Origin of the sequence: Gottfriedia acidiceleris, from assembly GCF_036421055.1 — a bacterium.
Classification (GTDB): Bacteria; Bacillota; Bacilli; order Bacillales; family Bacillaceae_G; genus Gottfriedia; species Gottfriedia acidiceleris_C.
The window spans coordinates 270,835-285,005 of the sequence record NZ_JAZGQS010000002.1 but is presented as its reverse complement, the minus strand read 5'-3'; the positions used below and the strand labels follow the sequence as shown (position 1 = coordinate 285,005).

14 protein-coding genes are annotated in these 14,171 nt (G+C 33.4%); all 14 read right to left on the bottom strand.

Annotation, left to right across the window (positions count from 1 at the left end):
• Positions 1–29: 29 nt before the first annotated feature.
• A complete protein-coding gene (locus tag RAH41_RS04060; protein WP_331220869.1) occupies positions 30–962 on the bottom strand; it encodes a peptidase U32 family protein in 933 nt (310 codons plus the stop codon).
• A complete protein-coding gene (locus RAH41_RS04055) occupies positions 955–1,614 on the bottom strand; it encodes an O-methyltransferase (protein ID WP_331220867.1) in 660 nt (219 codons plus the stop codon). The genes RAH41_RS04060 and RAH41_RS04055 overlap by 8 nt, the downstream gene beginning before the upstream one ends.
• 234 nt (positions 1,615–1,848) lie before the next feature.
• Positions 1,849–2,883 carry an endolytic transglycosylase MltG gene (gene mltG / locus RAH41_RS04050; RefSeq protein WP_419471561.1) on the bottom strand — a complete coding sequence of 345 codons (1,035 nt, stop codon included), beginning with the start codon at positions 2,881–2,883 and terminating at the stop codon, positions 1,849–1,851.
• 181 nt (positions 2,884–3,064) lie between these two features.
• Positions 3,065–3,355, bottom strand: coding sequence for a DUF1292 domain-containing protein (locus RAH41_RS04045; RefSeq protein ID WP_056472710.1), 291 nt, complete (start codon positions 3,353–3,355; stop codon positions 3,065–3,067).
• 114 nt (positions 3,356–3,469) lie between these two features.
• Positions 3,470–3,886 carry a Holliday junction resolvase RuvX gene (gene ruvX / locus RAH41_RS04040; RefSeq protein ID WP_069035132.1) on the bottom strand — a complete coding sequence of 139 codons (417 nt, stop codon included), beginning with the start codon at positions 3,884–3,886 and terminating at the stop codon, positions 3,470–3,472.
• Positions 3,887–3,889: 3 nt separating this feature from the next.
• Positions 3,890–4,156, bottom strand: a complete 267-nt coding sequence (locus RAH41_RS04035; RefSeq protein WP_056472706.1) for an IreB family regulatory phosphoprotein — start codon at positions 4,154–4,156, stop codon at positions 3,890–3,892.
• Between the two features lie 114 nt (positions 4,157–4,270).
• Positions 4,271–6,922 (bottom strand): alanine--tRNA ligase, encoded by a 2,652-nt coding sequence (alaS, locus tag RAH41_RS04030; protein WP_331220859.1) that lies wholly within the window; start codon positions 6,920–6,922, stop codon positions 4,271–4,273.
• A 356-nt stretch (positions 6,923–7,278) separates the two neighbouring features.
• Positions 7,279–8,346, bottom strand: a complete 1,068-nt coding sequence (locus RAH41_RS04025; RefSeq protein WP_331220857.1) for an AI-2E family transporter — start codon at positions 8,344–8,346, stop codon at positions 7,279–7,281.
• A gap of 39 nt (positions 8,347–8,385) precedes the next feature.
• Positions 8,386–8,940: a GNAT family N-acetyltransferase gene (locus RAH41_RS04020; protein ID WP_331220856.1), complete on the bottom strand. Its 555-nt coding sequence runs from the start codon at positions 8,938–8,940 to the stop codon at positions 8,386–8,388.
• 374 nt (positions 8,941–9,314) lie between these two features.
• The gene (locus RAH41_RS04015; RefSeq protein ID WP_331220854.1) at positions 9,315–9,449 is read right to left on the bottom strand and encodes a DUF3918 family protein; all 135 of its coding nucleotides are present in this window, start codon (positions 9,447–9,449) and stop codon (positions 9,315–9,317) included.
• Positions 9,450–9,462: 13 nt separating this feature from the next.
• Positions 9,463–9,696 (bottom strand): hypothetical protein, encoded by a 234-nt coding sequence (locus RAH41_RS04010; RefSeq protein WP_331220852.1) that lies wholly within the window; start codon positions 9,694–9,696, stop codon positions 9,463–9,465.
• A gap of 68 nt (positions 9,697–9,764) precedes the next feature.
• Positions 9,765–12,122: an ATP-dependent RecD-like DNA helicase gene (locus tag RAH41_RS04005; protein WP_331220850.1), complete on the bottom strand. Its 2,358-nt coding sequence runs from the start codon at positions 12,120–12,122 to the stop codon at positions 9,765–9,767.
• Positions 12,123–12,159: 37 nt separating this feature from the next.
• Positions 12,160–12,819, bottom strand: coding sequence for a tetratricopeptide repeat protein (locus tag RAH41_RS04000; protein WP_331220849.1), 660 nt, complete (start codon positions 12,817–12,819; stop codon positions 12,160–12,162).
• 207 nt (positions 12,820–13,026) lie between these two features.
• Positions 13,027–14,145 (bottom strand): tRNA 2-thiouridine(34) synthase MnmA, encoded by a 1,119-nt coding sequence (mnmA, locus tag RAH41_RS03995; protein WP_331220848.1) that lies wholly within the window; start codon positions 14,143–14,145, stop codon positions 13,027–13,029.
• Positions 14,146–14,171 lie beyond the last annotated feature (26 nt).

The window sequence follows — 14,171 nt, the reverse complement described above, 5'->3', positions numbered from 1 at the left end:
CTGCTTTTCCATCAAAAATCTTACCTCTATTAATAAACTGTTTCTTTAAAGAAGAATCCTGTGTCCAGTGGTCTGTTTACAGGTTGGATTGCTTCGATTTTGTCAAATAGTTCATCTTTGATTTCTTCGTAAGCCCCGCGGTCTTCTACACATAAATCTATAGCTTGTCTGTATAGTTTTGTTACTTCAATGATATATTCTGAAGATTTTAAGACACCATCAATTTTGAATGAATCAATACCTGCATCAACTAATTCTTCTAACTCGTTAACAATACAAATATCATTTGGACTCATAATATGAGTTCCATTTTGATCTTCAAAAATTGGATATTTGTTATTACGCTCGTGGTCAACTAAGAACATATTTCCTTCATATTTCTTTTGTTCAACGATTTCTAAATTCTTTCCTTGGTATTCAAAATAGTTACCAACAAGTGAACGTTTTGATTGGAACATAGCAGTCATTCCATGTACTTGTACTTCGATTTCTACTTTAGCATTTTCTTTAATTTCAGCGACAGCTTCAAGGCTTAATTCTCTAGCTAATACTGCACGTTTAGATCCACGTTTACCCCAGTAATTACATGTAAACCAGTTTGTTGCTGTTGTTTCTGTGTTCCAATGTAATTGCATATTAGGTGCAATCGTACGTACTGACATAAGAACTGCAGGATCTCCGAATACAATTGCATCTACATTTGCATCTCTTAAAAATGCAATATAATCTTCAATTTCATCAAGAATTTCATTATGGTAAACGCCATTCATCGCTACATATACTTTTACATTTTTTTGATGTGCAATTTCTACTGCTTCTTTTACAGCTTCACGATTAAATTCGCCCGCTAAGCGTAATCCAAAACGTTGCTCACCAATAATAACTGCGTCTGCACCAGCATCTGCTAATTTCTCTATATCATTTAGGTTAGTTGGCGTAACTAATAATTCAGGCTTAATCATTATTAACTCCCCTTTTCTTACTAATAGCAACTCCATCACCAATTGGTATAATTGTCGAATCATACTTAGGGTGATTCATTAGCCATTCATTGTAATTTTGAATCTTTTTTATTAAAGCTTTCTTTCGTCGATCATCAACTAAATCCGCACTTTCAGCAACTTGTCCTTTAAATAAAACATTATCTGAAATGATAACACCTCTGTCCGATAGCAAAGGCTCATATAATTCAAAAAATCGTTTATACTGAGCTTTAGCTGCGTCGATAAAAATAACATCATATTGTCTGTTCTCAGGCAACTTTTCTTTTAAAAGTAAAGCATCACCTTCTAAAAGTAGAATTCGATTACTGTAATCACTTCGCTCAATAAACTCTTTTGCTTTTCGAATTCTCTCTGCATTTCGTTCCATTGTAACAATCTTCACATTTGGAAATTCTTTTGCCATTCGAATACTTGAATAACCTATCGCACTACCAATTTCAAGAATGGAAGTTGGCTGTATTAAATAAAGTAAGCCAAGCATAAATTCCATGCCTGCTTTATCCATTATCGGCACATGATGCTCCAATGCATAAGTTTCCATTTCTTCTATAAAAGGTTCTCTATGTTTATAAAAATTCGACAAGTATTGACGAACTAAAACGTCATTCATTGCTTATAAAGCCTCCAATAGAAATACAACCTTGTCTAAAAACAAGGTGTAAGTAAAATTTCTGTGTATCTGAATTTATTTAGACCCGTAATATTCTAACATAAAAAAAAGACCCTTGGCTAGTACCAAGAATAGTTGCAACGCTTTCACTATTTTTTAATTTACAAAATTCCTCAGTAGACTATTTATACTACTGAGGAATTTAATATTTTGTATACAAGTATTTCCAACTTTTTATTTTATATGCTTTTCTTTTTCAGTATTGTGCTCTGCTAATGATTTTGTAAAGATTACTTTACCTGTTTTATCAGCAAGGAAATATAAATAATCTGATTTGGCAGGCTCAAGAGCAGCTACTATACTATCTACGCCAGCACTTGCGATTGGTCCTACTGGTAAACCTTTAACGTAATAAGTATTATAAGGAGATTTAACTTCTAAATCTTTATATAGTACACGTTCTTTATGTTTACCCAATGCGTACAAAACGGTTGGATCCGTTTGTAATGGCATTCCTATTTTTAGTCGATTATAAAATACACTTGAAATTAACTTTCGATCGGTTGTACCAGTTGCTTCTTCCTCAATTAACGAGGCCATTGTTAATGTCTGATGAGGCGTAAGTTTTTTGTTACTCATTTCTGCTTTATATTGGTCTAAAATTTTCACTGTTTCATTTAGCATAGGTGTGATAATTTCCTCTAAGCTTGGAGTAAAATCCCCATACATATATGTTGAAGGATATAAGTACCCTTCTAACGGATAGCGAATTCCTGGTTTAAAAACATCATTCGTTATTAATTGAGGAAACTTCTTTTGTAGCCCCTGAATAAATGCTTTATCATTCAACTGTTTTAGTACAGCTGCTTGATCTAATTTAAATTCTTTTGCAATAATTGCTGCAATTTCGTTTATTTGTGAACCTTCAGGTATCATTAAATTCTTTACAGCAACCTGATATTTACCACCTACCTGTAAGTGGTTTACAATCGTTGCAACTCCTTGGTTTTCGCTAAAATGATAATTCCCTGATTTCAGACTAGCGTTGTTATGCAACTTCACATATAGTTTAAAAATTGATGTATTTTTTATTAAGTTTTTCTTTTTAAAAATTGCTGCAATATTATCTACAGAGCTTCCTACAGGAATTGATACTAATTTAATTTGTTTATTTGCTGAGTTAACAGGTTTTAACATATATTTATAAGTTGCAAACCCTGCTCCAACTACGACAATACAAGCAATCATAAAATATGTAAAAATAAGCATACCTCTGCTTTTTTTATTTGTCTTCTTGTATCCATTTTTATCAAAATCGTTAAATGACAAACTTACTACCTCCTTTTCCACGTTATAGTATACTACAAATAAGTGCTAAATCGGCAATTTTCTACATAAAAAAAATGCTAAACACTTTGATAAGTGATTAGCATTTTTAAATCCAGAGATATTATTCTCCTTCTTCTTCGTCAAAGAAAGTGTTTAATACTTCTTCAACCATTTCCCACTCTTCGTCAGATTCGATTGGATATAACTCTCCATCTTCACCATCTTCTGCTGGAATGAAGCTAGATGCATGATAGATTGGGTCTCCATCTTCATCAAACTCTTGTCCAACTGGACTATAAATTACATATGATTTACCATAATCATCTGATTCAAAAGTCATGATAATATTACAAAGAATCTCATTACCTTCCTCATCGATGATTGTAATTTGTCTGTCTTCACCGTGTTCCATTTATATCACCTCAATTATTTTAATCCTTATATGTATAAGTGAATAGTTGGAGGGGCCGACCATTAAGTTATAATGCAACTACACTTGTTGTCGGCCAATCTCCATTCTTCTTTATCACTTTATACTATCTAAGTAGTTTTGTAAAATAACTACTGCTGCCATTTTATCAATTACTTGTTTTCTTTTCTTACGACTTACATCAGCAGAGATTAGAAAACGTTCGGCAGCCATTGTTGAAAGCCTTTCATCCCATAGTATAACCGGAAGATTGAATTCTTCTTCAATCATTTTTCCAAAACGAGTACAAGCTTCACCACGTTCTCCAATACTTCCGTTCATATTTTTAGGTAAGCCTACAACTATTTTTTCGATTTCGTAACTGTCGATGATTTCTTTTAGTCGGTCTAGTCCAAATTTCTGACGTTCTTCATCAATTTTGACTGTCTCAATACCTTGAGCTGTCCAACCAAGAGCATCACTTACAGCTACACCAATTGTTTTAGTACCTACATCTAGCCCAAGTGCTCTCATTAATTATTCTCCACGATGTTGTTGTAAGTAAGATTTAACTAATTCCTCAATGATTTCATCACGTTCTAATTTTTTCATCATACTTCTTGCGTCGTTATGACGAGGAATGTATGCAGGATCACCTGATAATAAGTATCCTACTATTTGATTGATTGGATTATAGCCTTTTTCTTGTAACGCGTCATGAACCTTTAACAAAACTTCATTAACTCGTATATCTTGACCTTCATCTTGCAAACTAAACTTCATCGTTTTATCAAATGAATCCATACAAAGCACCCCACTTATCCGTATATTTTTAACTAATTACATTGTACCATTTTTATTAAGCAGTTACGAATCAGTTAAAAATTTTTATATCTGTTATTGTACACGATTTTTGTTTTATTTTGAAATCGTGTTCATCCATTTTTCAACAAAAGCAACAGCTTCGTCTAATTTAGAAGGATCTTTACCACCAGCTTGAGCCATATCAGGACGGCCTCCGCCTCCTCCACCACAAATTGAAGCAGCTTCTTTTATTAGATTTCCTGCATGATATCCTTGACCTACTAAATCTTTTGTAACACCAGCAATTAAGTTTACTTTTCCTTCATTAGCAGAACCAAGTAATACAACAACAGAACCAATTTTATTTTTAAGGTCATCAACCATTGTGCGAAGACTATTCATATCTGCTCCATTTACTTTAGCAGCAACGAATTTTACTCCATTTACTTCTTTCACGTTATTACTAATATTTCCTGCTTCAATATTGCTTAATTTTGAAGAAAGTGATTCATTCTCTTTTTGTACTTGTTTTAAATCTGATTGTAAAGATTCAATACGAGCAACAACGTCTTTCGTATTTGATTTTAATAGGCTAGCTGCCTCTTTTAGTTGACCAATTTGTTCTTGCATATATTCGTAAGCTGATTTGCCAGTTACTGCTTCGATACGGCGAGTACCAGCTCCAATTCCTGACTCAGAAATTATTTTAAATGTACCAATCGATGCTGTGTTATCAACATGGCATCCACCACATAGCTCAAGACTATAATCTCCAACTTGTACTACTCGTACTACATCACCATATTTTTCACCGAATAATGCCATTGCTCCCATTGCTTTTGCTTCAGCAATTGCTTTTTCAGAAATTTGAACCGGAATGCTTTCCCAAATTTTTTCATTCACAATTTTTTCAATTATTTCAAGTTCTTCAGACGTTACTTGACCGAAATGTGAGAAGTCAAAACGTAAACGTTCTTGGTTTACTAATGAACCAGCTTGATTTACATGAGTTCCAAGAACATCCTTTAATGCTTGATGTAATAAGTGAGTAGCAGTATGGTTCTTTACAATACTTGAACGGTTAGCTTTATTAATTGTTGATTCAACTTTAGCACCAACTGATAACGAACCTTCAACAACCTTCACTCGATGTAAATTTTGTCCGTTTGGAGCTTTTTGAACATCAAGCACTTCTACCTTTAAACCAGGAGCAGTTAACGTTCCACGGTCTGCAATTTGACCTCCACTCTCAGCGTAGAAAGGAGTTACATCAAGAATTAAATGAGCTTCTTCTCCATTTGCTACATCTTCAACTTTTTCTCCGTCTTGTATAAGAACAAGTACTGTAGATTCAACCGAACCTTCACTATAACCTATAAAAGTTGAAGTTTCCTTGATTTCACGAAGTGCTTCACTTTGTACCTGCATTGAGTCAACATCTTGTCTTGCAGAACGAGCACGCTCACGTTGTTTTTCCATTTCAACTTCGAAACCGTCATGATCAACTGTTAATCCTTCTTCTTCTGCATATTCTTCTGTTAATTCTATCGGGAACCCATATGTGTCATAAAGACGGAAAACATCTTCACCTTTAATTATAGTACTTCCTTTAGCTTTCGCATCCTTCATCACATTTGTAAGAAGTGATAGTCCTTCATGTAATGTTTCATGGAAACGCTCTTCCTCATTTTTAATTACTTTTTGAATAAACGGTACTTTTTCTTTCACATTTGGATAGTAGCTTTCCATAATTTCTGCAACAACTGGAACAAGTTCAAACATAAATGGACGTTCAATACCTAATTTTTTAGCAAAACGAACAGCACGACGGATTAATCGGCGTAATACATATCCGCGACCTTCATTTGAAGGAAGAGCACCATCTGCAACAGCAAAAGATACTGTACGTATATGGTCAGCAATTACTTTAAAGGCAGTATCTTGATCTAATTGTCCATTTCGATATTTTTGACCAGAAATAGTTTCAACAACATTAATAATTGGCATAAATAAATCAGTGTCAAAGTTTGTGTCTACTTCTTGTAGTACACTTGCCATACGTTCTAAGCCCATGCCAGTATCAATGTTTTTGTTTGGTAATTCAGGGTATTCTTTACGATCTAAACCATCTTTTGAATTAAATTGAGAGAATACAATATTCCAAATTTCTAAATAGCGATCATTTTCTAAATCCTCTTTTAATAATTTAATTCCAATGTTATCTGGATCATATTTTGTCCCACGATCATAAAAAATCTCTGTACATGGTCCACATGGTCCTTCACCAATTTCCCAGAAGTTACCTTCTAACAGGATTATATGCTCAGGATCTAATCCTAATTTAATCCATAAATCGTACGTTTCTTTATCTTCAGGATAAACAGTAACGTATAATTTTTCTTTTTCAAAACCAAACCATTCAGATGAAGTTAAAAGCTCCCAACCCCATGTTACAGCTTCTTCACGGAAATAATCTCCGATTGAGAAATTACCTAACATTTCAAAAAATGTATGGTGACGAGCTGTTTTCCCAACATTTTCAATATCATTTGTACGAATTGATTTTTGGGAATTTGTTATCCTTGGATTCTCTGGAATTACTCTACCATCAAAATATTTTTTTAATGTTGCTACACCACTATTAATCCATAATAAAGTTGGATCTTCTACTGGTACTAAAGATGCACTTGGCTCAATAGAGTGACCTTTTTCTTTAAAGAAGTCTAAGTACATTTGGCGAATTTGAGCAGCAGTTAGCTTTTTCATTATATTAACCTCCATTTAGTAAATTTATAATGTTATAAAAACAAAAAAATCCCGTCCCTAAAACAGGGACGAGATGTACTCGCGATACCACCCTGATTATGAATAGAAAGCTTATTGCTTAGGCAAAATGCCTCAAAGTCTATTCATCACCTCAAGAGACCGTAACGTGGTCTGACGCGTCAGTGATTAGCTGCATTCAGGAGTAGCTTTTCTGTCACCCTTCATTAAAGTTTCTTTCAGCCTAGGAAACTTCTCTCTTTTGCATAAGCTTAAATGGTTTAGTGACATACTTGTTCCTTCAAAATTTTGCAAATATAAATTGTATGAAAAAATAGTATCATTGTCAAAAATGAAAGTCAAGTTGAGAGACGTTCTTTTCTATTGCTGTAATAGCGAATAACAGAAATAATGACAACTAATAATGGAACTGCTATTAACAAACCAATAAAACCAGCTATTTCACCTGCAACTAATAATGAAAACATAATAATTACTGGATGAGTATGAATCGACTTTCCAATTATAAGCGGAGAAAGGACGTTACCTTCAATCAATTGTAAAATAATTAAAGTAATACCTACTCTAATTAATAAACCTGTCCCTTCCGAAGCGGCTAAAAACAAGGTCGGTACTGCGCCAATAACTGGTCCGAAATACGGTATAATATCTGTTATTCCTATGACCACTCCTAATACTAAAGCATATTTCATTCGAACAATCCATAGAAATATCGTTGCTAAGACGAATAATAAAAAACAAACTAATATTTGACCACGAATATATTTTCCAAATGTATTATTAAGTTCTTTTGCTAAACCTTTTACTTCATATCGCCATTTGTAAGGGATAATTTTCCAAAATATATTCGTTAAAACCTTATAGTCTTTTAAAAAGTAAAAAACGATAAACGGAATGATAAAGAGTGAAATAATATTATTTACTAATTGCTTCATCCATTCACCAGATTTATTTAATAAAGATAATCCCGATTTTTCAGCACCATTAATCATTAAATCAATCCGATTATGAAGAAAAATTGGCATTCTCGAAGTCTTCCGTTCGATTTTTGATAGGAAATGATCATATAATGCCATTACTTTAGGAAAAGCTGTTAAAATATCTTGCCACTGTTGTTTAAAAATAGGGAGTAATAAATAAAGCCCTAGTACACAACCTCCAAAAAATAATAAATAGATCAATAAAATCGCAATTACTCGTTTTATCCCTTTATTATGAATATATTCAATTGCTGGATGTAACAAATAGGCAATGATTAATCCAATCAAAAATGGAACCATCGATTTTAAAACACCAATTACAATATGTAAATAAACAGGTTTTAAATAATAAAAAACGATTCCAACTAATCCAATTAGTAAAATTAAACATAATCGATATATCCATTTTAACTTTAAACCGTCCATAAAAAACCTCCATACTGATAATAGTATGGAGAATTTCAATTAAATTATGTGACTCGTTAAAAATTTTACGAAATCTTCTCTCTTCACAACATTCAGTACACATTTAGTTTTTGCCTCTTGTTCAATAATTGTTAGTTCTTTTGGAAATTCTTTCTCTACTCCAATTGTCATATAAGCTAACTTCTCTTGTGCACGCCTTGATCTATTATTTGACTCTTTTGCTCCAGCAAAAACATAGTCCATTTTTAACTCGTTAAAAGCAATTTTTAAAATTTCAATTTTTGAAGCTTCGTTATACCCTTGTCCCCAAAATGGAACCCCTATCCAAGTGCCAATATGACAAATTCCATCTCCTCGGTCAATGTGCTTTAAACTTGTTATACCGACAACCTCACCTTGCTCATTCAAAATTATCCGATTTATTACTTTACCGTCTATTTCTTGCTGAACAATATAGTTAATAAATCTAATTGTATCCTCAATACTATCTACTTTTATTCCTAAAACATCTTTCACACCTGGATCTGATGATAACCTGAAAACCTGCTCTGCATACTTCAAATCATTTCTAACAAGCTTAACTCCCACTCCCATATTTACCATCTCTTTTCCATGTTTTTATATATGATAAAAGATGATATTCATTTTCTCAATGAAAAAATATGGATTGCACTAAAAAATAGTATAGTCAATACATTTAGAACACAAATAGTAGATTATTGATTAATGTTTTTGTAACTGTAACCGTAGCTTTTATAAAAGTTTGGAAATTTAAAAGGATGCTCGACTCATGTGGGATATGCTGGAAGGCTTTAGACCCCGCAGGAACGAGGAGGCTCAGGTCCCGCCCTACGGAAAGCGAGCATCCTGTAGTGGAAATCAACCAGATTAAACTTATAAAATTGATTCTATTTTTTAACTGCATAAGAAAAGCAAAGCACATGCCTCATAGACATGTGCTTAAAAAATTAAAGCATTTTTTTCAATGACTTTCTCATACGTTTCATATTCTTTGAAGTAAGCCATTGGTTTTCGTACATTAACTTCATCGCAAGTGCACCTGCACCTAAACCTAAACCTAATAAAGAGCTTTTTCTAGCCATCAATTACCCACTCCTACATACTAAGTTTTCGATCCTCTTCGTCAAATAAATCATCTAACGAACTTAACGTACCATCTTCTTCAACTTGGTGGGTATAAATCATGCCTTTATTAATAGTTAGTTCAATATAACATCCCCAACAATAATATTGATTTACACCTATTTTCCCTAAGTCTTTACTATGACAATTTGGACAAATCACAACGCTCGCTCCCTTAGCCTTAAAAAAGGCAATGTTTCTAAGCATTGTGACCAAATTTTCATAATAATATACGTTAGTACAGGAATCGTCTTGCACTATATATTCTTAGTCATTTACATGAAATCATAAGGTGAAAGATTTGGTAATTCGTCTGAAAGCTGAAATGGTAAATCTTCGTTTAGTAGTACTTCACCATTTTCAATCCCTTTTAGTTTCATACATAGAGTAGTTTGTCTGTGACCATCATCTGTTCTTCCAATACCTTGAATAAATGCATCTTGTTCACCGCACATGATTAGGAACTTCTTACTTCTTGTCACTGCAGTATAAATTAAATTCCTTCGAAGCATACGATAATAACTTTTGACAATTGGAAGCACAATAATATCAAATTCACTACCTTGAGATTTATGAATTGAACAACAGTAAGCAAGCGTTAATTGAGAAAAATCTGGTCTAGTATAAGTCACTTCATTTCCATCAAATGAAACGATTATTATATCTTGTTGTTCAACATTTTCTTTGGCGAAAAAAATGTTTACAATTTCACCCATATCTCCGTTAAAAACATTATTTTCAGGAACGTTTACGAGTTGGAGAACTTTATCACCTGTACGAAAAGTTGTATCACCAAAATTCATTTCACGTTGCTTTTCTTTTTTAGGGTTAAATACTTCTTGTAGTCCTTCATTTAGGGCATCAATTCCTGCTGGACCACGATACATTGGTGCTAATACTTGGATATCTCTTACAGGAAAACCTTTTTTATTGGCGTTTTCACACACTTTTTTGACGACTTCAACAACTTGTTGACTTGAACAACCGATAAATGAACGATCTTTTCTTTGTTCAAATAAATCCTCGGATATTGTTCCATCTTTTATATAATGTGCAAGCGTAATAATAGAAGAATCTTCTGATTGACGGTAAATATCTTTTAATCGCACGGTTGGAACTGTACCAGAGTTTAATAAATCCTTTAAGACTTGACCTGGGCCAACAGAAGGTAATTGATCCTCATCCCCTACAAAAATAACTTGGCAGCCTTCTGGAATGCTTTTCAATAATTGATTCCCTAACCAAACATCGACCATTGAAAACTCATCAATAATGAGTAATTTTCCATTTAAAGGATTTTCCTCATGATGGCTAAACTCCCCTTCTCTTGTCCAACCAAGTAAACGATGGATTGTTACTGCTGGTAATCCAGTTGCTTCACTCATTCTTTTTGCCGCTCTCCCTGTAGGTGCAGCAAGCAAATAGGGGAATGGATCATCTTTCGGGTAAGAATGCTGATCTAATGATAAGTCATGGATTGTTGAAAATAGATTAACGATTCCTTTAATAACTGTCGTTTTACCTGTCCCTGGTCCTCCTGTAAGGACCATCATAGCTGACTCCATAGCTTTTTTTATTGCTTGTGCTTGTGAAGGGGCATATTTTACATTCATTTTTGATTCGAGATCTTCAAGCTCTTTTGCAAATCTAGTTTCAGTCATTTCTCCTAAATCTGGAGCACTGCTTAATAATTTTTGGATTGCATTTACAATGCCTTTCTCAGCGTAATAAAGCGCAGCTAAATAGATTCTCTCATCTTCCATTACTAGTTTTCCGTCTGCTACTAATCGTTTCATTTCCCGAGAAATGTCGACTGCTTCGACAAGCTCTTTATCCTGTTTCATTAATAATTGTCTAGTTTCATCGATAAACTGATCTTGCGTTATATAAACATGTCCTTCTTGCATCGATAAATGTTCTAAAATATAAATACAACCCGCTCGTATCCGATCTGGATGATTTCCTGTAATACCGATTGCTCGACCAATTTCATCTGCTCTTCCAAACCCAATCCCATCCACATCTTCAATTAACTTAAACGGATTTGTTCTTATCACATCAAGAGTTGATTCATTATAGGTCTTATAAATTTTAATCGATAAACCCGTTCCGATACCGTAGCTACTTAAAAAGCTGATTACTTTTTCAAGACCTTGATGAGATAGTATTGTTTCATATATTTCTTTAGCTTTGGATTTTGCCAGCCCGGGAACGCCTTCTAAGCTATCTGCATTATCTAAAATTTTATTAATTGCACCTTCACCTAAATGGTCAACGATTTTTTCAGCTGTTTTCTTTCCAATTCCTTTAAATAAATCTGATGATAAATATTGAATAACACCTTTTTTAGTAGATGGAAGCTCTTTTTCAAATGATGAAATTTGAAATTGTTTACCATACCTCGGATGGTCTTTTACAATCCCCTTAAATGTATATGTTTCATCTTCATTCATCCTTGGGATATTCCCAGTAATGGTCATTTCCTGTTCGCAATTTGATAAATTTGTATCAACTACTTTTACCTTTGCAACAGTATAAAAATTTTCTGCATTATAAAAGATGATTGTTGTGATATGCCCTTTAATATATGGTGTCTCATCAACAAACAATTCCATTTCACTTTGGGTTTGCATTTCTCCACCTCCCCGATCTTGCAAAACGATTCTAGTTTCAATCCTCTTCTTTATTTTCAATCACTTTTAGTGCATGCATAGCAAGCATATGATCATCTTGACTTTCAATCGCTTTATTAAAATGGTCTTTCGCAGTTGTAACTTGATCATTAAACATCGCGATAATGCCTAGATTATAATGTGCATCCGCATGAAGTTCATCTAATTGTAATACCTTTTCTAAATTAATTTTTGCTTCATCTAACATTTCTAATTTAGCTAAAGTAAGGCCATATTGGAATAATGCATCTATATCTTTATCATCTAACTCAATCGCTCGTTGAAAAAATGGAAGTGCAAAACGATCTTCTCCATTATTAACACAGCATAAACCAATCATAAAATGGACATCACTATCATTCATGCCAAGTTTCACACAATGTTGAAAATGTTTTTTAGCTAATTCAAACTTTCCATCTTCAAAATACACCGTTCCAACAGCATAATGCGCTGCTGCCAATTCCGGATCAATTTCTAAAGCCTTTTCAAAAAAACGACAAGCTCTTTCGACATCTCCCATCGATAGTAAAAGCTGTCCAAAATTAACATATGCTAAAGAATTAGTAGGATTTTCTTCAATTTCTTTCGTTAAAAAATTAGCTGCATCCTCTAAGTTTCCCTCTTGTAGTGCTGCTACTCCACGTTCAAAATTATTCATATATGACACCTCTATGTATTTTCTTTCAATAATTTTTGATAAGACTCCATATTTCTGTACTAATCAATTTGAAACTTAATATATCTATTTAACACTATCACACCATAGTATACATTTCAAAGGAACGTTTCTTCAAAATTTCTACGATAAATTAGGTATTCCCATTCAAAAAAACAACCCCAATCATTGTGATTGGGGTAAATAAATTTATCTTAAATAAGTTAATTCATTACCATCGATAAATGCACGATCAATTGTTCCTCCACCTAGGCAGTCTGTCCCGTCGTAAAATACAACGGCTTGGCCAGGAGTGATTGCACGAATTTTTTCGTGGCAAAGAATTCTTACTGAGTTATCATCTAAAATGTGAACTGTTACTTCATTATCTTCAGAACGATAACGGAATTTAGCAGTACATGTAAATGAACCTTCTTTTGGTTTATTTGATGTCCAACTAATATCAGAAGCAAGTACTTCATTGCTATAAAGTAACTCATTATGAAAACCTTGTTCAACTAATAAAACATTATTTTTTAAGTCTTTTCCTACAACGAACCATGGGTCTCCATTTCCACCGATTCCAAGTCCATGACGTTGACCAATTGTATAATACATAAGTCCATCATGTTTACCTTTAACTTCCCCGTTCATTGTTCTCATTTCACCAGGTTGTGCAGGTAAATAATTACTTAGAAATTCTTTAAAGTTACGTTCACCTATAAAGCAAATTCCAGTGCTGTCTTTTTTCTTAGCTGTTGCTAAATCTGCCTCTTCAGCAATTTTACGGATTTCTGGCTTTAAATAGCCTCCAAGTGGAAACATAACTTTCGATAATTGTTCTTGACCAAGTTGATTTAGGAAATAAGTTTGGTCTTTATTGCTATCAATTCCTCGTAACATTTTATATTCATCGTCACGGAACTCAACTCCAGCATAATGACCTGTCGCTACATAATCTGCTCCAAGCTCCATTGCATGTTCAAGAAATGCTTTAAACTTAATTTCTTTGTTACACATTACGTCTGGGTTTGGTGTTCTTCCTTTTTTATATTCATCTAAAAAATAGGTAAACACTTTATCCCAATATTGCTTTTCAAAATTCACTGCATAATACGGAATTCCTATTTGATTACAAACTGCAATTACATCTTCATAATCTTCAGTTGCTGTACATACGCCAAATTCATCTGTGTCATCCCAGTTTTTCATAAAAATACCGATGACATCATATCCTTGTTGTTTCAATAAATATGCTGTTACAGATGAATCTACACCACCTGACATTCCTACTACTACGCGAGTGTCTTTTGGATCTTTTTTATTCATAACTAATATCCCCTCGCACTTTAAAA

What these genes read in the sequence shown, in the direction of transcription:
- RAH41_RS04060 (WP_331220869.1), bottom strand. Translation starts at nt 962, where the DNA reads ATGATTAAGCCTGAATTATTAGTTACGCCAACTAACCTAAATGATATA.
- RAH41_RS04055 (WP_331220867.1), bottom strand. Translation starts at nt 1,614, where the DNA reads ATGAATGACGTTTTAGTTCGTCAATACTTGTCGAATTTTTATAAACAT.
- mltG (WP_419471561.1), bottom strand. Translation starts at nt 2,883, where the DNA reads ATGCTTATTTTTACATATTTTATGATTGCTTGTATTGTCGTAGTTGGA.
- RAH41_RS04045 (WP_056472710.1), bottom strand. Translation starts at nt 3,355, where the DNA reads ATGGAACACGGTGAAGACAGACAAATTACAATCATCGATGAGGAAGGT.
- ruvX (WP_069035132.1), bottom strand. Translation starts at nt 3,886, where the DNA reads ATGAGAGCACTTGGGCTAGATGTAGGTACTAAAACAATTGGTGTAGCT.
- RAH41_RS04035 (WP_056472706.1), bottom strand. Translation starts at nt 4,156, where the DNA reads ATGGATTCATTTGATAAAACGATGAAGTTTAGTTTGCAAGATGAAGGT.
- alaS (WP_331220859.1), bottom strand. Translation starts at nt 6,922, where the DNA reads ATGAAAAAGCTAACTGCTGCTCAAATTCGCCAAATGTACTTAGACTTC.
- RAH41_RS04025 (WP_331220857.1), bottom strand. Translation starts at nt 8,346, where the DNA reads ATGGACGGTTTAAAGTTAAAATGGATATATCGATTATGTTTAATTTTA.
- RAH41_RS04020 (WP_331220856.1), bottom strand. Translation starts at nt 8,940, where the DNA reads ATGGGAGTGGGAGTTAAGCTTGTTAGAAATGATTTGAAGTATGCAGAG.
- RAH41_RS04015 (WP_331220854.1), bottom strand. Translation starts at nt 9,449, where the DNA reads ATGGCTAGAAAAAGCTCTTTATTAGGTTTAGGTTTAGGTGCAGGTGCA.
- RAH41_RS04010 (WP_331220852.1), bottom strand. Translation starts at nt 9,696, where the DNA reads ATGCTTAGAAACATTGCCTTTTTTAAGGCTAAGGGAGCGAGCGTTGTG.
- RAH41_RS04005 (WP_331220850.1), bottom strand. Translation starts at nt 12,122, where the DNA reads ATGCAAACCCAAAGTGAAATGGAATTGTTTGTTGATGAGACACCATAT.
- RAH41_RS04000 (WP_331220849.1), bottom strand. Translation starts at nt 12,819, where the DNA reads ATGAATAATTTTGAACGTGGAGTAGCAGCACTACAAGAGGGAAACTTA.
- mnmA (WP_331220848.1), bottom strand. Translation starts at nt 14,145, where the DNA reads ATGAATAAAAAAGATCCAAAAGACACTCGCGTAGTAGTAGGAATGTCA.